Origin of the sequence: Pseudomonas sp. R5(2019) (genome assembly GCF_009905435.1) — a bacterium.
Classification (GTDB): Bacteria; Pseudomonadota; Gammaproteobacteria; order Pseudomonadales; family Pseudomonadaceae; genus Aquipseudomonas.
Map to the genome: position 1 here is coordinate 143,366 of NZ_JAAAMT010000007.1, position 21,077 is coordinate 164,442.

At 57.8% G+C, this 21,077-nt stretch carries 18 protein-coding genes and 3 pseudogenes; 10 read left to right on the plus strand and 11 right to left on the minus strand.

Features of this window, described 5'->3' with window-relative positions:
- Positions 1-76: 76 nt before the first annotated feature.
- The 6 genes from GUY40_RS07225 to GUY40_RS07250 all read right to left on the minus strand — a co-directional run bounded on the left by GUY40_RS07225 (position 77) and on the right by GUY40_RS07250 (position 5,894).
- Positions 77-1,174, minus strand: coding sequence for an ATP-binding protein (locus tag GUY40_RS07225; RefSeq protein WP_166568264.1), 1,098 nt, complete (start codon positions 1,172-1,174; stop codon positions 77-79).
- Positions 1,158-1,802: a response regulator transcription factor gene (locus GUY40_RS07230; protein ID WP_166568265.1), complete on the minus strand. Its 645-nt coding sequence runs from the start codon at positions 1,800-1,802 to the stop codon at positions 1,158-1,160. Before GUY40_RS07230 ends, GUY40_RS07225 begins: the two co-directional genes overlap by 17 nt.
- Positions 1,803-1,965: 163 nt before the next feature.
- Positions 1,966-3,648, minus strand: coding sequence for a SulP family inorganic anion transporter (locus GUY40_RS07235; RefSeq protein ID WP_166568266.1), 1,683 nt, complete (start codon positions 3,646-3,648; stop codon positions 1,966-1,968).
- 222 nt (positions 3,649-3,870) lie between these two features.
- Positions 3,871-4,206 (minus strand): NAD(P)-dependent oxidoreductase, encoded by a 336-nt coding sequence (locus GUY40_RS07240; protein WP_256675660.1) that lies wholly within the window; start codon positions 4,204-4,206, stop codon positions 3,871-3,873.
- A gap of 25 nt (positions 4,207-4,231) precedes the next feature.
- Positions 4,232-5,002, minus strand: a complete 771-nt coding sequence (locus tag GUY40_RS07245; protein WP_166568267.1) for a class II aldolase/adducin family protein — start codon at positions 5,000-5,002, stop codon at positions 4,232-4,234.
- A 52-nt stretch (positions 5,003-5,054) separates the two neighbouring features.
- Entirely contained in the window at positions 5,055-5,894 is an 840-nt protein-coding gene (locus tag GUY40_RS07250; protein WP_166568268.1) for a TauD/TfdA family dioxygenase, read from the minus strand.
- A 212-nt stretch (positions 5,895-6,106) separates the two neighbouring features.
- Here GUY40_RS07250 and GUY40_RS07255 point away from each other — a divergent pair, with 212 nt between their 5' ends.
- The 6 genes from GUY40_RS07255 to GUY40_RS07280 all read left to right on the plus strand — a co-directional run bounded on the left by GUY40_RS07255 (position 6,107) and on the right by GUY40_RS07280 (position 12,072).
- Positions 6,107-6,787, plus strand: a complete 681-nt coding sequence (locus tag GUY40_RS07255; RefSeq protein ID WP_166568269.1) for a TetR/AcrR family transcriptional regulator — start codon at positions 6,107-6,109, stop codon at positions 6,785-6,787.
- 229 nt (positions 6,788-7,016) lie between these two features.
- Positions 7,017-8,483 carry a c-type cytochrome gene (locus GUY40_RS07260; RefSeq protein WP_166568270.1) on the plus strand — a complete coding sequence of 489 codons (1,467 nt, stop codon included), beginning with the start codon at positions 7,017-7,019 and terminating at the stop codon, positions 8,481-8,483.
- Positions 8,484-8,532: 49 nt separating this feature from the next.
- Positions 8,533-10,308, plus strand: a complete 1,776-nt coding sequence (gene ctaD / locus GUY40_RS07265; RefSeq protein ID WP_166568286.1) for a cytochrome c oxidase subunit I — start codon at positions 8,533-8,535, stop codon at positions 10,306-10,308.
- A complete protein-coding gene (locus tag GUY40_RS07270) occupies positions 10,305-10,997 on the plus strand; it encodes a cytochrome c oxidase subunit 3 (RefSeq protein WP_166568271.1) in 693 nt (230 codons plus the stop codon). The genes ctaD and GUY40_RS07270 overlap by 4 nt, the downstream gene beginning before the upstream one ends.
- Positions 10,998-11,003: 6 nt before the next feature.
- Positions 11,004-11,717: a heme-copper oxidase subunit III family protein gene (locus GUY40_RS07275; protein WP_166568272.1), complete on the plus strand. Its 714-nt coding sequence runs from the start codon at positions 11,004-11,006 to the stop codon at positions 11,715-11,717.
- A gap of 37 nt (positions 11,718-11,754) precedes the next feature.
- A complete protein-coding gene (locus tag GUY40_RS07280; protein WP_166568287.1) occupies positions 11,755-12,072 on the plus strand; it encodes a cytochrome C oxidase subunit IV family protein in 318 nt (105 codons plus the stop codon).
- 53 nt (positions 12,073-12,125) lie between these two features.
- Here GUY40_RS07280 and GUY40_RS07285 read toward each other — a convergent pair whose 3' ends face one another.
- From GUY40_RS07285 to GUY40_RS07300, 4 genes and pseudogenes are all read right to left on the minus strand, one after another.
- The gene (locus tag GUY40_RS07285; RefSeq protein WP_166568273.1) at positions 12,126-12,680 is read right to left on the minus strand and encodes a magnesium transporter; all 555 of its coding nucleotides are present in this window, start codon (positions 12,678-12,680) and stop codon (positions 12,126-12,128) included.
- Positions 12,681-13,004: 324 nt separating this feature from the next.
- Positions 13,005-13,922 (minus strand): annotated as a pseudogene (locus GUY40_RS07290) (transposase); the annotation flags it as partial.
- 105 nt (positions 13,923-14,027) lie between these two features.
- The gene (locus GUY40_RS07295) at positions 14,028-15,164 is read right to left on the minus strand and encodes a nickel/cobalt efflux protein RcnA (protein WP_166568274.1); all 1,137 of its coding nucleotides are present in this window, start codon (positions 15,162-15,164) and stop codon (positions 14,028-14,030) included.
- 7 nt (positions 15,165-15,171) lie between these two features.
- Entirely contained in the window at positions 15,172-15,483 is a 312-nt protein-coding gene (locus tag GUY40_RS07300; RefSeq protein ID WP_166568275.1) for a metal-sensing transcriptional repressor, read from the minus strand.
- Between the two features lie 513 nt (positions 15,484-15,996).
- Here GUY40_RS07300 and GUY40_RS07305 point away from each other — a divergent pair.
- The 4 genes and pseudogenes from GUY40_RS07305 to istB all read left to right on the plus strand — a co-directional run bounded on the left by GUY40_RS07305 (position 15,997) and on the right by istB (position 20,193).
- Positions 15,997-16,734, plus strand: a complete 738-nt coding sequence (locus GUY40_RS07305; RefSeq protein WP_092238496.1) for a HupE/UreJ family protein — start codon at positions 15,997-15,999, stop codon at positions 16,732-16,734.
- A gap of 12 nt (positions 16,735-16,746) precedes the next feature.
- Complete coding sequence (locus tag GUY40_RS07310; RefSeq protein WP_166568276.1) at positions 16,747-17,376, plus strand: transmembrane anchor protein; 630 nt, start codon at positions 16,747-16,749, stop codon at positions 17,374-17,376.
- Positions 17,377-17,907: 531 nt separating this feature from the next.
- Positions 17,908-19,422 carry an IS21 family transposase gene (istA, locus tag GUY40_RS07315; RefSeq protein ID WP_166568277.1) on the plus strand — a complete coding sequence of 505 codons (1,515 nt, stop codon included), beginning with the start codon at positions 17,908-17,910 and terminating at the stop codon, positions 19,420-19,422.
- 17 nt (positions 19,423-19,439) lie between these two features.
- Positions 19,440-20,193: pseudogene (gene istB / locus GUY40_RS07320) on the plus strand (IS21-like element helper ATPase IstB).
- A gap of 572 nt (positions 20,194-20,765) precedes the next feature.
- Here the strand turns inward: istB and GUY40_RS28200 are convergent.
- Positions 20,766-20,903, minus strand: a pseudogene (locus tag GUY40_RS28200) (phospholipase); the annotation flags it as partial.
- Positions 20,904-21,077 lie beyond the last annotated feature (174 nt).

Sequence of the window (21,077 nt, forward strand, 5' to 3'; positions counted from 1 at the left end):
TGCCAACCTTTTGTCTGTGCATGTCAGGCCGGCAGGCGGGCGCTGGAAGACTTTCAGCATAGTTGCTGTGAGCGGCTCAGGCCTTGGGCAGGGAGAAGCAGAACCGCGCGCCGCACGGGTTGACGTTCTCGGCCCAGATATCGCCGCGATGGCGGCTGATGATGTTTTTGCACAACGCAAGACCAATGCCGTTGCCGTTGACCTTGGAGGAGAAAAAGCCATCGAACAGCTTCTGCTCGTTCCCGCTCTGGATACCGCGGCCACGGTCTTCGACGCACAGCAGCACGCGATCACCGGCGCTCTGGGTGTAGATACGCAGGCTGCGGCGCTCCACTGGCAAGGCCATCAGCTCGTCGATGGCATTGAACGCGAGATTGAGGATGACCTGGCCGATCAGGACTTTTTCGCAGTTCACCATCAGCGGTTCACGGCTGCTGCTCAGCTCAAGCCGCACCGCCGCGGGCTCGCCCTTCAGGGCAATGAAATACTGGCTTTCGGCAAGGATGTCGTTCAGGTCCAGGCGCTGTTCGGCTTGCTCAAGCTTGACCACGTACTCACGCACGCTCTTGATGATGTCCGAGGCGTGCTCGATCTGCCGAGTGGCCTGGTGCAAGCCCCAGACGGCCTTGCTGGCCGCCTCGTCGTCGGCTGGCAGGCGGCGGATCGCGCCTTCGATAAAGTTGCGGGTAGCCGCCAGCGGCTGGCTGAGTTCATGGGCAATGGCCACTGCCATTTCGCCCATGGCATTGTGGCGGGCCATGTACTCCAGCTGGCTTTCGGTGCGCTTGAGCTCAAGTTTCACCTGCTCTTCGGCGCCGATGTCGCGAAACTGCACCAGCAGCACTTCGCGCTCGGTCAGGGACACTCGGGTGGCAATGGCTTCGGACAGTATCTCCACGCCGTCTTTGGCCCGGTAGCACCACTGGATCGTGTGCTGGCCACTGCGCACGGCCTCTTCCAGCCACTTGAGGCCGATCTCGCGGCGGTATTTTTCGGTGCGCTGGCTCATGTCCGGGGCCTTGAGCGGTGTCAATTCCTCGATGCTGAACCCCAGCACCTTGCACGCCGCCGGGTTGGCCCAGAGGATCGCCTTGGTTTGCGCGTCGTGCAGGATGATGCACAGCGGCAGGGCTTCGAGCAGTGCCTTGAAGTCGCGTTCAGCGGGATGGAACATCGCAGTGCGGGGCCTCGTCGTCGCTGATGCTGATCACGTCCCTGACCAGCATGGCAATGCTTGAAACACCCATCTTTTCCTTGATTTTGGTGCGGTGCACATCGACCGTCTTGACGCTGATATTCAACTGGCTGGCGATCAGTTTGCTGGCCTTGCCGTCCACCACCAACTGCAGGATTTCCCGTTCGCGGCTGGTCAGCAATTCAAGCCTGGCCTTCAGTTGCTGGCGCCGCAGCGAGCCGGCATGGTTCTGCTCGGCCTGCCTGAGCGCAGACTGGATGCTCTCCAGCATCAGCTGCGGGTTGTAGGGTTTTTCGATGAAGGTGAACGCACCGTTCTGCATCGCCCTGACCGACATGGGGATATCGCCGTGGGCTGATACGAACAGCGTCGGAATGCTGATGCCACGGGCCTTGAGGATGTCCTGGAGCTGAAAGCCACTGGTGTTCGGCATGCGCACATCCAGCACCAGGCAGGCCGGTTGCGAAGGGTCATACTGCTGCAAAAACTCATCGGCGCCGCTGCAGCATTGAGCCCGCACGCCAACCGATTCGAGCAACCAGGCCAGGGAAGTGCGCAGCTCCTTGTCGTCATCGACGATATACACGAGGGGTGTTGACGGGGGCATCGGTCGGTCAGCCAGTGACGGTTTGAGGTTGTTATCCGACAAATGCCGCGCGCGCGCAACGGCTTGTCTTCAAACATCGGTGCAAGGCAATGATTGGTATGCTCGCGTGCCTTGACCCAGACCTATCCCATTCGCTGCGCGGTGGTATCAGACCGGATTTCGGCTACGGCTGTGACTTGCGCCACAGCCGATATGCCCGCATCCCCGCCCTGACCGAGGCAAACAGCAGCTTGTCCTCCCTCTCCCGGGCCAGCCCGGAACGCAGCAGCATGCGCAAAAAGGTCCCGCGTGCGCGGGCGATGCCGAGCATGATTCCCCGCGCTGCCAAGGTATCGCGGACTTCGCGCAAGGCGGATAAGCCACTGACATCAATCGACGTCACCGCCTCGGCATCAAACAACATCGCGCGGGGCGTGGCATCGCTGTCCACGGCTTCCAGAATCCGTGACTTGAAGTAGTCGGCATTGAAAAACAGAATCGCGTCGTCGAAGCGATACACCACCAGCCCCGGCAAGGTCCGAGCGTCGGGGTTGCGACGGATGTCCACCTGGCCATCGACCCCGCGCACCCAGCCCAGCACCGCGTCAGTCGGCTGGTAGATGCTTTGCAGCAGGCGAAGGATCGCCAGCGTCACGGCAATGATAATCCCCGGCAGCACGCCGACACCCAGCACGCCCACGGTGGTCAGGACGCACAGCCAGAATTCGAACCGGCTCAACGCACGGATCTTGCGCATCGAGTGCAGATCGATCAGTCCCCAGCCGGCCATCAACAGCACCGCCCCCAGCGCCGCGTGGGGAATCCAGGCGAGCGGGGCGGTCAGAAACAGCAGGATCAAGGCAATCACCAAGGCGGCAATAATGCCCACCAGCTGGCTTTTGCCGCCGACCATGTCATTGACCGCAGTGCGCGAATCGGCACCGCTGATGGCGAAACCCTGGGACACGCCAGCGGCAATGTTGGAAACCCCCAGGGCCAGGAATTCATGGTTGGCATTGATCGTGTCACCATGCCTGGCCGCAAAGCTGCGGGCCGTCAGCATCGCGCTGCAAAAACTCACCGTTGCGATACCCAAGGCATCGCGCAGCAGTCGCTTCATCTCGCCCAGGTTGGTTTGGGGCCAGGCCAGCTCGGGAATCCCCGCCGGCACCGTGCCCAGGATCGATACGCCATAACGGTCCAGCCCCAGCAGCTCCACGCCAACGGTTGCAATCGCTACGGTGACCAGAGCAGCCGGCAAGCGGGCAAAGTGGCGCGGCAACCAGATCAACAAACTCAGCGAAACCGCCCCGACCGCCAGCGTCGGCAGGTGAGTCTCGCCCAGCCGCGAAAGCATATTGATCAGGCTCAGCACAAAGCCGTCGCCTTCGATTTTAAAGCCGAGCACCTTGCCCATTTGCCCGGCCAGCAAACTCAAGCCGATACCGTTCAAATAGCCGATCAAAATCGGCCGGGAAAAGAAACTGGCGATAAACCCGGCCCGCGCCACCCCGGCAAAGATCAGCATCAAGCCCACCAGTACCGTAACAATCACCGACAACTGCACCATCCGCTCCGGGTCGCCCATCGCCAGCGGCGCGATCGCACCACCAACCATGGCGCAAGTGGCCGCGTCCGGCCCCACCATCAACTGCCGCGAACTGCCCACCAGCGCATACACGATCATCGGCAAAATGCAGGCATACAAGCCGTACTGCGGCGGCAAACCGACAATCTGGGCATAGGCGATGGCAATGGGAATCTGAATGGCGGCGACCGACAGGCCGGCCTGCAAGTCCGCAGCGAACCATTCGGCGCGGTAGTGCAGCAGGTTGGCAAGGCCAGGGAGCCAGCGGGCCAGGGGCATGGGCGCTACCTTTTGGGCTGAGTTACAGCTTGCATTGGATTAAAGGTTGCCGGTGCAGAATAGCTGAATGATAGTGGCCCGGTGCCCGTGAGGGGCTTAGTGAGACTCCATTTCATCCGGGTACCGGTACGTGGAGCCATACAGGCATAGGGCAATGACAAGCCCGCTTGTTTGCGAATGAGGCGCCGAAAGGCGCCTCTTGTCATGTCAGGAGTCGTGACTCTAGTTAACTTGAGCTGATAACGGCACCCCGGCGAAATAGTCCTTCAAATTTTCGAACGTCATACTCAGCATCGCTTGAACAGTCGCATCCGTAGTACTGGCCATATGCGGTGTCAGCACCACATTGGGCAGCTCCAGCAGTGCCTGCGAAACGTTCGGCTCATTGCAAAACACATCAAGCCCCGCTGCGAGAATCTTGCCGTCGCGCAACGCCTGCACAAGGGCATCCTCGTCGACGATGGAACCGCGCGCGATATTGATCAATACACCGGACGGGCCAAGCTCAGCCAGCACGGCCGCGTTGATCATGGCGTGAGTGGCGTGGACATCTGCCATGCCGCCGCCCAACGGTGAGAGAGGCTTATTCAAGAACGGTGGGATCGCGCCGGATTTCCTCGCGAGCCATGGCTTCCCACAGGAACGGGAACCCATTGGCATCGGTGCGCTCCCCGGTTGCGAGCGCAACGCTGGCGGGCAACGGTGAGCCGCCGCCGAGCATCTCGACACGCCAGGCCAGACGGCTGCGCCACTCCAGTGTGATGGCGCGCAAGTGCGCCTGGCGAATGCCGTTGGCCACCACCAGCACGCCATGGTTGGCGAGCAACGCCCATTTTTGTGTACCCAGTGCGTCCACCGCAGCGCGGCCCAGTTCGAGGTCTTCGACCGTGCCTCGATACTCGTCATAGAGCACCGGGTCAGTGTCAACCAGAGCGGAGGTCTGGTCGTAAATCGGCGGAATGCGCCCGGCCGCCGACCACACCGATCCCCATTGCGGATGATTGTGGATCACCACGCCGACATCATGCCGTACAGCGTGTACATCAATGTGCAGGTTGATGGCGGGGGTGATGTTCCATTCACCCTCGATCACCTTGCCTTGTTGATCGAGGCGCACGATATCCGAGGCCGTCACTTCACCCCAGGTCAGTTCCCACGGGTTGGCCAGGTAAGTGCCGTCGTCCTGGCGCACGGTGATATGGCCGGCGATGTGGTCGTTATAGCCTTCGCGAGACAACACCCGGCACAGCAATGCCACGCTCTGGCGCGGTGTCAATTCGGGCAGCAGCGCATAGCGACCTGGCCTGGGAATGTAACGGGCCAGCAAATCGTGGTTCAGCTCATCCTTCAACATGGCTCTTTCCTCTTGAGCAACGGTGGTAAACGGTGATCAACCCATCAACGAATCACGCGTGGAAAGGACCGCGAGCGAATACTGAGGTGCGCTGCATGCGCCGTTGGTGCGGTTTATAGTCCAGGATGGCGTTGTGGAGCACGCTGCGGTTGTCCCAGAGCACCATGTCACCGACTTGCCAGCGATGGCGGAAACCAAACTGGACGTGTTGGCAGTGGGCATGCAGGTAGGCGAGGATGGCATCGCTTTCGGGGATGGCCAGGCCGTCGATATGGGTGGTGTAGGTTGGGCTCAGATACAGCGCCTTGCGCCCGGACACCGGGTGCTGAATGACCAGCGGGTGCAGGTGCCGGCGGTTCATTTTGACGACCTCGACATAGCGCTCATGCGTGACGACGTTCTGGCGCAGCGCCGCCGTCATCGGCCCGTTCATGTCGTGCCAGGCGCTGAGGCCTTCAAGGTAATGCTTCATGCGTTCGGACAGGGCGTCGTAGGCCGTGGTCATGCTGATCCAGCAGGTGTCGCCGCCAGACGGCGGCAGGATCTGGGCGTGAGTCATGGTGACAATCGGTGGGCTGGGCAGGAAGCTCTCGTCGTGGTGCCACATATCCGCTCGATCGCCCAGCCTGGAGTCGATCACGGTGATCTGTTCAAAGCCCTCGCCCAGATTGGGATAGAAGGTGTGAATTTCGGGCTCACCGAAATACCGTGCAATCGCCAGGTGTTGCTCGGGCCGTAGCCCAGGGACGTGCAGCACGATGGCTTCATGTTTGACGAGTGCCGCCTCGAGCGCCGCCAGCGTTTCTGGCAAAAATACTGAAGCAGGATCCAGATCAAGTACTTCGGCGCCCAGGTTTGGACCAAGCGGCCGGACGGTGAAAGATGACGACATGGGCAATCTCCCGGTAGGGTTGGAATATCCAATCTCGTAGGGCGCATCACTGCGCATTTGGACGTTGTCTGCTCGACGAAAACGATCATACTCACGTCGCCAAGGCTGAGATATTCGCATTCCAGGGTCGCCTGAATTCCTGGTTAAATTATTGATTTAACTAATAAATATTTGAAATTTCACGCGGCGTTTCAAACAGCACTCGGATTCCCATGAACAAGAAAGGCAGTGAACCCACGACGGGCCCCAGGCCTACGCCGGAGCAGCTTCCCTCGTTACGCAAGCGTCCGACCCAATCACGCTCGCGCGCACTGGTCGACGCCGTGGAGCAGGCGTGCCTGCGGATTCTGGATGAATCAGGCGAGGCAGCGCTGACCGTCGCCCGTATTGCGGAGATATCAGGGGTAGCGGTCGGCTCGATCTATCAATATTTCCCCAACAAGGACGCGATCGTGGCCTTGCTGTACGAGCGTGTTCTGGATGAGGAATCCGAGGAGCTACTGAGGGTGCGCGAAAGGCTGATGGGCGTGCCTTTGAAATCGGCCCTGCGGGATATTCTGGCCAACATCATTCGGGTCGAAACGCGCCTGTTCAAATTGAACAAGGCTTTTCACTTGCGTTACCACTCCGCCCTGCACTTGGGTATGTGGCGCGGCCCTTACCACACGGCTGGCGAATTCATCGAAGCGACCTGGCTGCCGTTCCTGCAACTGTACGAGCATGAGATCACCACCGAGCACCCCGCCCTGGCGGCCTATCTGCTCGGGCAGGGGTTGCGCAGCGTGATCCGTTCGGTACTGGAAGATATTCCAACGCAACTGGAATCCTCGGCATTACTCGATAGTCTGGTCGCCATGGCGATCGGTTGCCTGCGTCCGCAGACATTCAACTAAGTAACGAGACGTGATGCTGAATATCTACAGTTATAGGTAGTGAACAGGTTTTAAGTGATTAACTTAATGTTGGGATTGGAATATCTGGGCATCGGGTTTTTCAGAAAAGCGCTTGTTCCGTCCATGCACTATACTTCTTGCTGTGCTTTGCCGCCAGGAGGGGTGGTGCTTGTGTTCAGTGGCAATGCTTTTGCATAACCAATGAGTAACAGGAACAGGATGAAGAGAAATGGCAATAGCAATTATCTTGATTCTAATCGTTGTTGCATCAGTGCTGTTCCACATCGTAGCGCCTTGGCATGCGACACCGGCAGCGTCCAACTGGGGGTCAATAGACACCACCCTGTTCATCACCCTGATCATTAGCGGAATATTTTTCATCGCCATCACGGTATTTATGGCGGTAGCCGTGATGCGTTATCGTCACAAGGAAGGTGCCAGGGCGGCCTACCAGCCAGAAAATAAAAAGTTGGAGTTATGGTTAATAATCGCTACCTCGATCGGTATTGCCGGGATGTTGGCGCCAGGTCTGGTTGTGTACAGTGATTTCATCCAGGTACCGAAAAATGCTTATGAACTTGAAGTGGTCTCCCAGCAGTGGCAGTGGGCCTTTCGTTTTCCCGGCCAAGACGGGAAGCTGGGCAGATCGGATGTTAAGTTTATTGATTCCGCCAATCCCCTCGGCCTTGATCCCAAGGATCCCGCTGGGCAGGACGATGTGCTGATAAGGAACAATGAAGTCCGCCTTCCGCTCGATCGGCCGGTTAAAGTTTTACTGCGTTCCAAAGATGTGCTGCACAATTTTTATGTGCCGCAAATTCGCAGCAAGATGGATATGGTGCCAGGGATGGTGTCGTACTTTTGGTTTACGCCGACCAAAACCGGGAAATATGAAGTCCTTTGCGCTGAATATTGTGGCTTAGGTCATTACAATATGCGCGGCCATATGATCGTGGAAGAACAGGACGCCTTCAATCAATGGCTCAATAGCCAACCGACTTTTGCGCAGACATTAACGACAGCTGCCAGGCCCAGTCGGGACAGCGTGCTGGAAAAAGGCCGCCTGTTGGTCGAAAACCTCGGCTGCAGTGCCTGCCATAGCCAGGATGGCAGTGCCAGTCTCGGTCCGGGATGGAAGGGCCTGTACGGCGGCACTGAACAGCTTGCCGATGGCACCAGTGTGCGGGTCGATGAGGCCTACCTGAAAGAGTCGATCCTCGATCCGAAGGCCCGAATGGTACAGGGCTACCCGCCGGTCATGGTGGCCTATACTCTCACTGAAGATGAACTGGGTGCTCTCGTCGCCCTGATCAAATCACTGGGTGCTGCGCGACAAGACGATGGACTTTCTGCCGACCAGGGCCCCGGTGATGACTTGGCGGCACAAGGACAGCGGCTGGCCGAGTCGCTCGGCTGTCTGGCCTGCCACAGTGTCGATGGCAGCAAGGGCATCGGCCCCAGCTGGCAGGGCCTGTATGGCAAGACACAAACCCTTGCCGACGGTACGAGCATAAAGGTCGATGAGGGCTATATAAAAGATTCGGTTCTTAATCCCAGTGCCGTAATCGTCAAGGGTTATGCAGCCGTCATGCCGGTCTTTGCTCCGAGCGATAAGGAGTTGAGCGCACTGATCGCTTTTATCAAGTCCAAAGCGAATGCCGACGCTGATGCGAGCAAGGCAGCGCCAGGAAAGTAGCCGTAAAGGAGCCAGAAAGACACCGAAACTTCAGCAGGAGGATGACGTGATGGCCTATGCGGAGCCAGCCGAAACAGAAGCACTGCACGAACCCAAAAGCTTCCTGACCCAATATATCTGGAGTCAGGACCACAAGGTCATAGCCATTCAATATTCCTTGACGGCTATATTCGTGGGTCTTATCGCCGTGGTGTTGTCCGGCTTGATGCGCATGCAGATAGGCTTCCCCGGTAGTTTGGAGTTCATGGACGCCAGCGCTTACTATCAGGCGATGACCATGCACGGCATGATCATGGTCATTTATTTGCTGACGGCCTTGTTTCTGGGCGGCTTCGGCAACTATCTGATCCCACTGATGGTGGGCGCCCGCGACATGGTCTTCCCCTACGTCAACATGCTGAGTTACTGGACCTACCTGCTGGCGGTACTGGTGTTGCTCGCCAGTTTCTTCGTCCCTGGCGGCCCCACCGGTTCGGGCTGGACGCTCTATCCGCCACAGTCCATTACTCAGGGCACACCGGGGACCGAGTGGGGCATCGTACTGATGCTCGTCTCACTGGCGATTTTTATTGTCGCCACCACCATGGGCGGGTTGAACTACGTCACCACGGTGTTGCAGGCGCGCACGCACGGCATGACATTGTTTCGCATGCCGCTCTCCGTATGGGGAATCTTCATGGCCTCGATTATGGCCTTGCTGGCCTTCCCGGCGTTGTTTGTCAGTGCGGTCATGATGCTGTTTGACAAACTGTTGGGCACCAGCTTCTTTATGCCGGCGATCATCTCACTGGGGCAGCAGCTCGATCACCAAGGTGGCAGCCCAATATTATTCCAGCATCTGTTCTGGTTCTTCGGCCACCCGGAAGTCTACATCGTTGCGCTCCCCGCGTTTGGTCTGGTCTCCGACTTGATCAGCACGCATGCGCGTAAAAATATCTTCGGCTACCGAATGATGGTCTGGGCCATTATTGCGATTGGCGTGCTCAGCTTTGTGGTCTGGGCGCACCATATGTATGTCAGCGGAATGAACCCCTACTTTGGTTTTTTCTTCGCCGTCACCACCTTGATCATCGCGGTGCCGACCGCACTGAAAGTCTACAACTGGGTGCTGACCCTGTGGCGGGGTGACATCCATCTGACCGTGCCGATGCTGTTTGCCCTGGCCTTTATCGTCACCTTCCTGGTCGGCGGCCTGACCGGGTTGTTTCTCGGTAATGTGATCGTGGATATTCCGCTCTCGGACACCTATTTCGTCGTCGCTCATTTTCATATGGTCATGGGTGTCGCACCGGTACTGGTGGTGTTCGGCGGCATTTATCATTGGTTCCCGAAAGTAACCGGGCGCATGACGAACGACACCCTGGGCAAGCTGCATTTCTGGATTACCTTTCTGGGCACCTACGCCATCTTCTTCCCCATGCACTACCTGGGTTTCCAGGGCATGCCACGCCGCTACTACGCCTATGAAAACTACGCGTTCATCCCGCAGTCGGCGCAAGATTTGAATGCCTTCATTACGGTGGTCGCATTGGTCGTCGGCGTTTCCCAACTGCTGTTCCTGTTCAACCTGACCTGGAGTGTATTTAAAGGCAAGCCCGCAGGCAGTAATCCTTGGGGCGCGGCCAGTCTGGAATGGCAAACGCCGAACACCCCGCCGATACACGGTAACTGGGGAGCGAAGCTGCCGGTCGTGCATCGCTGGGCCTATGACTACAGTGTGCCGGGGATCGAACAGGATTTCGTTCCGCAAACGGTCTCCGCCGAGGAGCTGGAGCAGCTGCGGCAACTCAGTGCCGGAACCAAGATAGTGGACGTTAAAACATGAGCAGACTGCTATTGAGAAACGCCGACGGCGCTGACCCCGGCGGCAGTTGGAGTCGAGATCCTGAGGGTATTCAGGCCGCCGAGGGTGCCGATAGAAGCCAAACCGCAAGGATAGGCCTGCGCTTGTTTCTGGTCGTGGTGAGCTCGTTATTCTTTCTCTTCCTGTTCGCCTTTATCGCCCGCTCACAAATGGCCGACTGGCTACCCCTGACAGAGCCCCTGGCGCCGTTAGCCAATCCATGGCAGCTATGGCTGAATTCGGCTTTTCTGGTATTCAGTTGCATCGCACTGCAGTGGTCGCGTATGGCCGCCCGGCAGGCTCGCCTGGGCGCAATGGTCATTGGTTTTGCATGGGGGGGCGTCTTTGCAATTGCCTTTCTGGCGGGGCAACTCTGGGTCTGGCAGCAGTTTGTCGCCTGGGGCTACTTTGTCGCCAGCAATCCGGCCAACAGTTTCTTCTACCTGTTGACCGGCCTGCATGGGCTCCACCTGCTGGGCGGGCTGATAGCCTGGGGCAGAACCGTCGCTAAATTCCTGCATCGCGTGCCGTTGCCGCAACTCAGTGCCAGCGTAGAGCTCTGTGCCATCTATTGGCATTACTTACTGGGTCTTTGGTTCGTGCTGTTCGCTCTGCTGACCAGCACGCCACAAACCTATGAAGCCATCGCCAGATTCTGCGGCCTGAGGTGAAAAGCCATGGCATCGCACCCACCAGCCCCAGGCGAGTCCAGTTCATCCAATCCACCGAGCTCGCCGCCTGCACCAGGATGGCGGGGCATCGCCAGCGACTGGGCCTCGGATAGAGACGCTTTCAAGCAGGTCCCCTGGGGCAAGGCGATGATGTGGATATTCCTGCTCAGCGATACTTTTGTATTCACCTGTTTTTTAATCGGCTACATGTCGGTACGCATGACCATCACCGCCCCTTGGCCGAACCCCAGTGAAGTGTTCGCATTGACGATCGGCGGTAGAGAAATCCCACTTATTCTGATCGCCATCATGACCTTTGTGCTGATCAGTAGCAGCGGCACCATGGCCATGGCCGTTAATTATGCCTATCGCCGTGATCGCGCGAAAACCGCTGCCCTGATGCTGGCGACCGCAGTCTTGGGTGCGACCTTCGTCAGCATGCAGGCATTTGAATGGAGCAAGCTCATCGCAGAAGGGGTGCGTCCCTGGGGGAACCCCATGGGGGCGGCGCAATTTGGTGCCAGCTTTTTCATGATTACCGGTTTCCACGGACTGCATGTGTCAATCGGCGTCATCTACCTCAGCATTGTGGCGCTGAAAGTACTGCGGGGAGACTATGAGCGCTCCGGAAACTATCAGAACGTCGAGATAGCCGGGCTTTACTGGCACTTCGTGGATTTGGTGTGGGTGTTTATTTTTGCTTTCTTCTATTTATGGTAGGTCTATCGTCAACAGGTTCTGAAGAGGAGCACTGATGATGGCGCATGTTCAGGGTCAACAACATCCAATCAGTTTGTACCTTAAAATTTGGGGGCTGTTATTCGTCCTCAGCACGCTGTCGTATCTTGTCGACTATTTTCACTTCCAAGGCTACCTTAGGTGGTCCCTGATTATCACGTTCATGTTGTTGAAGGCAGGTTTAATTGTCTCCATCTTCATGCATATGGCCTGGGAACGGTTGGCCATGGTCTACGCCATATTGGTGCCACCTTTGTGTTTACTGGTGCTTGTGGGGCTGATGGCCACCGAGGCGGACTATGTTTTCCTCAGCCGGGTCATTTTCTTCGGCCAATAAAAAAACTTCCGGATGGCCTTGAGCCTCCAGGGGCTAACCCCCAATAGATGGCTTTATATCGTTCGCTTGAACTGATGCCATCTGTGCAGCCAGGCGACTGTCCAGTGGGGGGCTGCCGTTCCCATGCCGGCGATCTTCAGCTTTGGATGATGTTCGATTACCCGGTCCAACACCGATTCCTGATCCGGCTCAACATCCACGAAGAAGATATGTTTGCCTTCTTCTACCATCTTTTTAAAATTGCGGAAGTGAGCGTTCGGTAGCTGGATACCCAAAAAACCACCTTCCCAGATGCAGAAGCCAAATATAATAATGGCAAGGAAGATAAAAGGCACCCAACCTGCGGCGGATTCGGTCCAACCCATCCAATAGGCGCCGCCAAGGACCAGCGCCGCGAGTGGCAAACCGACCACCGCACCAATCTCGCCAGAGTGAACAACATCTTGTTTCATTAACGAGTTAACCTCGTGGAGGTGATGTTCTTCAACATCAGCAACTTGTTCACTGAGCACATGAATTTGTTCGGTGTTGATGCCGTTGGCTTCCAATTCATTTTCAACGGCTTCAAGGTCGTCGAGATTATCACTGATGTAATAGTGTCGATTCATGCCACACCTCCCATCTCGTGTTTGCTGTAGACCTCCTCTGTCCTGCAGCCGTTGACTGAGATTTGCAGTCGGTATATGTACCCGTGTGGAACGTTGCACACTTCATGCAATCACAAAGAAGTATAGCACTCGATAAGCATGCAGGGCGGGCAGCGTCAAGATCCTGAAAAACAGCATCAGGGCCTGTCGCACCCCGACGATTTCTGCATCGCAGCGCCACCAGCAGGTTCGCCCAACGAGGTCGGAAACAGGTCATTCGTTTCAGGATTTTCTCCAGACGAAAAAAAGGCCATCAGGCCATTCGTTCTTTATCGCGTCTAGAGAGGAGAAGTCGTTGCTCGAAAAGCTGTCGTTCTTGCGTTCGGTTTTGTCCCACACTGGCACATGCGGCTCGATGTTTTTTTTCTCCACCATCCAGGCCAGCATCGGCGCAGTACCGTAAGCGGTGTTGCCGATGAGGCGTTCCGGCTTGATCTCGAACTGCGCTTCGACGCGGTCAATCATTGTCTTGGTGCTCTCGACTTCGGCGGTGCGATGAGCCGGTGTGGGTTCCACATCCATGATCACGCCGTGCTAATTCGTGGAGTAAGCGTAGAACGCTGGGCCACCTGGAGCTGCGGTCCAGCGGGCCTGAGGATCAGTCAGCGATAGGCGCTTCGGTAGCGTTTCGGCCAGAGCCTCTTCATCGAGTGCCGCAAGGTATTCACGCACGGCGCGGGTGCTCAGGGACGGATCGCTCCAATTGACCTGTTCATCACCCGGTACACCGCGCTGGCGACTCGCATCCGCTTTGATGATGCTGGCGTCCACGGCAAATCCTTCGCCCTTGACCCAACCCGCATCCATGCAACGGCGCAGCACTTCATTGAACAACCAGCGAAACAGATCACTGTCCCGAAAACGGCCGTGTCGATTTTTGGAGAAGGTCGAGTGGTTGGGGACTTCATCTTCCAGTCCCAATCGGCAGAACCAGCGATAGGCCAGGTTCAGATGAGCCTCTTCGCACAAACGCCGCTCGGAGCGGATGCCATAGCAGTAACCGACGACCAGCATGCGGATCATCAGCTCAGGATCGATCGAAGGCCGCCCAATCGGGCTATAGAAATCGGCGAGGTAATGGCGCAGGTCGGTCAGATCGAGACACCGATCAATGCTGCGCAGAAGGTGATTGGCTGGGATGTGATCTTCAAGGTTGAACGAGTAAAACAGTCGCTCCTGCCCACCCGATAACTGTCCCATCATGCTGCGTGCTTCCCTGCTGGCCAATGCAGAGATTTTGCCGGAGGCCAGACAGGGGAGCTACTTTTCAACAGAATCGGCCAAAAGCAGCCTTTCACTGCAAATGCCTTATGCGTTCAAACCGATCCAGCCATGGAAGCCCACATAAAGACCAACACTGATGATCATCACGCTGGATAGGTACGGTGCACGACGAGCCACGCTGCCCAGCCACGGCCAGCGGTTGGAAGCCTGTTTAGCACCAATGGCCGCAGCAGCTCCCACCGCCACCAAGGTGATCGCCAAGCCAATGCTGAAGCACAGGACGAGCATGCCTCCCAATGCCACCTCTTTCACCTGAAGGCACAACAGCAGCACGGTGATGGCAGCAGGACATGGAATCAGACCACCAGTCAGACCGAACATGACGATCTGCCCCGTGGTGACCTCGCGGTTGGTGAAGCGTTTACGGATATCGTTGGCATGCGCACGTTCGTGCGCATCCTGATAGCCGTCAATCGACAGCTCCAGACCTTCCAGCTCGGAATGCGCATGCCCGTGATCATGCTCCTGGTAGTCCAGGTCATAATCATGGGAGTGGCCCGCATGCCCGAGACTCAAGCGAGCACTGAACTCATGAGGTTCCGGGATATCGACTGCCGACTCCAAGAAGCCTTCGCGCTCGACAAAAGAGAACGATTGCGTGCTGCCATCTGGACGAGTAGTCATCAGGCGAACATCTGAGGCAGCCCAAGCGTGTCCGGTCAATATCTTCAAGCGCCAATGCGGCGGCATGCCTTCTTCGAAGATCGACAGTTCGACACGGCCATGGCCGGTATCGATTCGGTGGGTTTCATCATGATGGCCATGGCCATGCTCGCCGTGGTGGTGGTCATCACCTTGCTCGAACTTGAACATCTGCTCGCCGCGCCAGGTACTCCACAGCATCCAAAGCGCAATTACGATGATCAGTGCAGAGGACGCAAGCTGGAAGTACGGCTCAGTGGTTTGAGCGTCCAGACCTTTGCCCAGGTACATGCCGCCGATGGCGACCAACCACACCACAGCTGTGTGCGACAGCGTCGCGGCCAAGCCCAACAAAACGGCCTGTTTGACCGAGCCACGGATGGCCACGATGAAGGCCGCCATCATGGTTTTTGAATGGCCCGGTTCCAGGCCATGCAAGGCACCGAGCAAAATAGCGCTCGGGAAATACAGCCAGGCGTGAGCCCCGCCTTGTTGCAGCAGTTCAGCGAAGTTGGGCATGTCAGACCTAGAGGTACTTGGTGATTTGCTTGAAGGCTTCCAGTGGTGCGCGCTCGCCATTGTTCAACGCCGAGACGGTGTCCTCCAGGCAATGATCGATGTGATCCTGAATGAGCGTGCGCTTGGCTTGGCATACCGCTTTTTCGACCGCATGCAACTGTTGGGCAATGTGCACGCACTCACGACCCTCTTCGATCATGGTGATGATGCCGCGTAAATGGCCGTCCGCCCGCTTGAGACGTTTAATGATCGCCTCATGACTTTGGTGGGTATGAGGATGGCTGTGTTCGTGTTCGTGTTCGTGTTCGTGCTCACTCATGACTTGAGCCTCAGGCCTCAATGAATTACGCTGGCATCCTATCCCCCCCTGGGGGATATGGTCAAACGCAGCAAAGCCCTACAAAACGAGTCGAAACCCGAACGCTATGTTCAGCAGAACACTGACAACGACGGTGGTAATCGCGCTTGCTCTCGCCATGTTTGTGGCCTGGGCCGGGCATACCTATACGTTGTCAGTGACGTCGAAACATCCAGCCTGGGAGATTGCGCAAGACGCCCATCACTCCCATGAACAGCAAGCCGAGATGTCGTGTGCGAGCTGCTCGGATCACTATCACTCCCCGTTGACCCCTGACCATCAGCACGAAACGCCACAACTCACCTCCGCGTTGAGTCTGGCCGCGCAGCCGAAGCTCTCTATGCGGGTCGATGCGCCACGCTATTCCGTTCCCCGTCCGCCGATTTTCTTGATCGAGCGGCCACCCCGTCCTTCGTTCGCATCCTGACCATGGCCGCACTGCGGCCTTTGATCCCTGCAACGTAGGATTGATCTATGCATTCGCACTCGATGAGCGGCGTTGACGCATTTACTGCGCCTTCGCGTCGCCTGCTACTGCTGCTGTTTTTATTTGTCGCGTCACTTTTCCTCGCAATGCCCGAGGCGATGGCTCATGCCGTCGCTGAAGGTGACAAGGGATTCATCCAGGAAAGCTCCGGCGTCATGTTGCTGCCCTTCATCTACATGGGCGCCAAGCACATGATGACAGGCTACGACCACCTGCTGTTTCTGTTCGGGGTGATCTTCTTCCTCTACCGCCTGAAAGATGTAGGGCTCTACGTCACGCTTTTCGCCGTAGGCCACTCGGTCACGCTGCTGCTGGGCGTGCTGACTGAGATCAGCATCAGCTCGTACATCATCGACGCCATCATTGGTTTCTCGGTGGTGTACAAGGCGCTGGATAACCTGGGCGCATTCCAACGCTGGTTCGGCTTCCAACCCAACACCAAGGTGGCCACGCTGATCTTCGGCCTGCTCCATGGTTTCGGTTTGGCCACCAAGATTCAGGAGTACGAGATCTCGCCTGATGGCCTGATTCCGAACCTGATCGCCTTCAACGTTGGTGTCGAGATCGGCCAATTGCTGGCCCTCAGCGCGATTCTCATTCTGATGGGGTATTGGCGTCGCACCGGCAGCTTCTGGCGCCACGCCTATACCGCCAACGTCGCCATGATGAGTGCCGGTTTCCTCCTAATGGGTTACCAGATCACCGGCCTGTTTGTCTCTGCCTAAGGAATCCTGACCATGTTCAATACTCCGCTTCCAACCGTTAATGAATTGCCTAGCACTCGCAAGCTGGTGCGTTCGACTGTCATTGCACTGCTGACTGCGGTCGGCCTGCTGGTGACAGTGGTCATGCCTTCGGAATATGCCGTTGATCCTACGGGCGTGGGCCGCGCACTGGGTCTGACCCAGATGGGCGAATTGAAGATCATCCTTGCCCAAGAGGCGTTGGCGGATGCCGCGCCACCGCAACCGGCAGCTCCAGCTCCAGCTCCGCAGGTTGCGCAAGTTCAGCCTATTGCGAATCCGGTGGCGACACCTGCCCCTGCTTTGAAGACGGATCAAATGACTGTCACGCTCAAGCCAGGTGAAGGGACAGAAATCAAACTGGAAGTGCTGAAAAACAAGACTATCAGCTATGAATGGACAGTTGCTGGTGGTCCTGTGAACTACGACACCCATGGCGAACCCTACAACGGTGAAAAGGGTTACTTCCACAGTTACAACAAGGGCAAGCAGGTCAAACGTGATAAAGGTGAATTCACCGCCATTTTTGACGGCACCCACGGCTGGTTCTGGCGTAATCGCGGCAATAACGACGTGACTATTTCATTGAAGACGAGCGGTGATTACCTGAACGTCAAACAGTAATCCGAAGTAGCGATGGCTTTCCTACTGCCGAAAACGCGGCACTCAGCCTGAACACAGACCATTTATTTCATCCATTTTTGGAAGAGTCTTCCCATGAAAACCCCAACCACTCTGATTCGTTCGATGCTCCTGATCTGCTTCCTAGGCCTGATGACGGCATGCGGCGGCGGTGAGAAAGGCGCAACCTCCGAGAGCGCTGAGCACGGCCATTCACACGAGTAACACCCGAAAACAAGGCCGCATTTGCGGCCTTGTTTGCTTATGCATGAAAATGAATGCCTGCTTTGGGTCGAGGCTGTGTAAAAACACTTTTGTGCAGATTCAGCATGCGGACTCCGCGACCATCCGGCCACCTATTCCATGAACATCCGGCCACTGATTCCACGATGATCCGGCCACCCATTCCACGCGCATCCGGCCACTGATTCCACAGCCATCCGGCCACCCTTCAGGCAGGCAGCCACGCAGGATTAATTCACTACCATCGACCTCTTTTTTCGAAGCAGAGAGGTCGTCGTGGAGCGTTTATCCATGCGTAAGATTCGAGAAGTTCTGCGCCTCAAGTTTGAGGTGGGTCTATCTGCTCGCCAGATCGCGGGCAGCTTGCAAGTGGGACGAGCCACCATCGGTGACTACCTCAATCGCTTTGCTGCCTGCGGGCTGACGTGGCCCTCTGCGCTGACCGACGCCGAATTGGAACGTCAGTTGTTTCCGCCTGCGCCGACCATCCCCAGTGAGCAGCGTCCGATGCCTGACTGGGCATGGGCTCACGCCGAACTGCGCCGCCCCGGCGTCACCCTGGCCCTGCTCTGGCAGGAGTACCGACTCAGCCATCCGCAAGGTTACCAATACAGCTGGTTCTGCGAGCACTACCGGCTCTGGGCCGCCAAGGTCGACGTGGTCATGCGCCAGGAGCATCGCGCCGGTGAAAAGCTGTTCGTCGACTACGCCGGCCAGACCGTAGTGGTCATTGACCGGCACACCGGCGAGATCCGCCAGGCCCAGGTCTTCGTCGCTGTCCTCGGCGCCTCCAGCTACACCTTTGCCGAGGCCACCTGGTCGCAGCAACTGCCCGACTGGCTGGGCTCGCACGCCCGTTGCCTCGCGTTTCTCGGTGGAGCGCCCGCGATCCTGGTGCCGGATAATTTGCGCAGCGGCGTCAGCAAAGCGCATCGCTACGAGCCGGACATCAACCCCAGCTACCGCGATCTGGCCGAACATTACGGGGTCGCCGTGTTGCCCGCTCGCGCCCGCAAGCCCAAGGACAAGGCCAAGGTCGAAGTCGGCGTGCAGGTGGTCGAACGCTGGATCCTCGCGGCCTTGCGCAACCGCCAGTTCTTCTCGCTGGGCGAACTCAACACCGCCATCGGCGTGCTGCTGGAGCGACTGAATCAACGGCCCTTCAAGAAGCTGCCCGGCTCACGCCGCTCGGCCTTCGAGGCGCTCGACCAACCCGCGCTACAACCGCTGCCAGAACGTCCTTACGTCTACGCCGAATGGAAAAAAGTAAGGGTGCACATCGACTACCACATCGAAGTCGACGGCCATTACTACTCGGTGCCGTACCAGTTGGTGAAGCACCAGCTCGAAGTGCGCCTGACTGCGCAGACCGTCGAGTGCTTCCACGCCAACCAGCGCGTGGCCAGCCATGTGCGCTCGCCGCACAAAGGCCGTCACACCACCCAGACCGAGCACATGCCCAAGAGCCACCGCGAACATGCCGAGTGGACGCCGCAGCGGCTGATCCGCTGGGCAGAGCAGACTGGGCCAAACACCGCTGGTGTCATCGCCCACATCCTCGAGCGCCGAGTCCATCCGCAGCACGGCTTCCGGGCTTGCCTGGGCATCCTGCGCCTGGGCAAACAGCACGGTGAAGAACGGCTGGAAGCCGCTTGCCAGCGCGCCCTGGCGTTGGGCGCATGCAGTTACAAGAGCCTCGAATCGATCCTGCGCCAAGGGCTGGAACGGCTACCGCTGGCCCAGCAGAACCTGCCGCTGTTGCCCGATGAACACATCAACCTGCGCGGCCCCGGCTACTACCACTGACCTGAAGGAATACTCCCATGCTCCCCAATCCCACCCTGGACAAGCTGCAAACCCTGCGCCTGCACGGCATGATCAAGGCGCTGAGCGAGCAACACGCAACGCCCGACATCAACAGCCTCAGCTTCGAGGAACGCCTGGGCCTGATGGTCGATCGCGAGCTGACCGAACGTGAAGATGCGCGCCTGAGCACTCGCCTGAAAGCGGCCCGACTGCGCCACAACGCCTGCCTGGAAGACATCGATTACCGCAGCCCGCGTGGGCTGGACAAGTCCCTGATTCTGCAGCTGGGCAGTGGCCAATGGCTGCGCGACGGCCTGAACCTGATCATCGGCGGCCCCACCGGCGTGGGCAAAACCTGGCTGGCCTGCGCACTGGCCCACAAGGCTTGCCGGGACGGCTACAGCGTGCGCTACCTGCGCCTGCCGCGCTTGATGGAGGAACTGGGTCTGGCCCACGGCGACGGTCGCTTCGCCAAACTGATGGCCGGTTATGCCAAGACCGATCTGATCATCCTGGACGACTGGGGAGTGGCGGCGTTTACCGCTGCGCAACGGCGCGACATGCTGGAGCTGCTGGACGACCGCTACGGGTACCGCTCGACACTGGTGACCAGCCAGATGCCGGTAGACAAATGGCATGAACTGATCGGCGATCCGACCTTGGCCGACGCCATCCTCGACCGGCTGGTGCATAGCTTACCGCATCGAACTCAAGGGTGAATCGATGCGCAGACGCGCTACGAAATTGACTGCAACAGGGACTTCAGACTAACAATGCAAACCTGCGTCGCTGCGCTCCGACTGCCCGGCCGGATGGCCGTGGAACAGGTGGCCGGATGTGCGTGGAATACCCGGCCGGATAAGCGTGGAATGAGTGGCCGGATGGCGTGGAATCCGCAGATTCAGCATTCAAAATCGGCGCGAAAATCACGCTCCTGCGCAAAATCTAGATCTGCTGACTAACCGAACGCTTGCAGATTTAACGTAGAAGCGAGGACTTCAAAACGGCGTCTGCGTTTTTACACAGCCTGGGTCGCTTGCCGAAGTTCAAGGAACTCCCATAAACATGCTTATGGCTTAACGTACGGTTTCGTCCATTTCGTGAGCTGCCCCCTCATAGGCCACTACCATTTATGCGACTGAACCGCACAAGTGCGGAGCCCCGCCGCAACCAGTATCAGGAGAGAGAGATAGCGTTGGGCTGATGGGGAAGTGATGACGCAAGGTTCTCTGTCGATCGAAAGCAGAGACGCGGAGGGCGTCCGTGAAGGGAGTGGGGGCTGGGGAGCAACAGAACAGAAAGTGAACTTAAGCCCCGCGCCTCCCCGAAAATCCTTGTGGCAAGCCTGCAACCTCTTCAGGCTCGGTGACCCCGAGGCTTGCACTCATGATGCCGCCCTGGCTGAAACCAGCGATCACGGTGGGCAGCTTGGGCTGCGCTTCGATGAAAGAATGCAGGCGTTTGCGGCTCGATTCCGCTTGGAAGAAGTCTCACGCATGAAGGCTTGACGCCGGCAGGTGTTGCATGTCCTTTAAGGGTGTCGAATGGACTTCAATTCGACACTCCTTTTGCGTTTCCGGCTTATACGGTTCTCAGCGACCCAGCGGGTCACCGTGAAGTCGATCTCCGGGACACCTTGGAGCATTTCGCTCGGG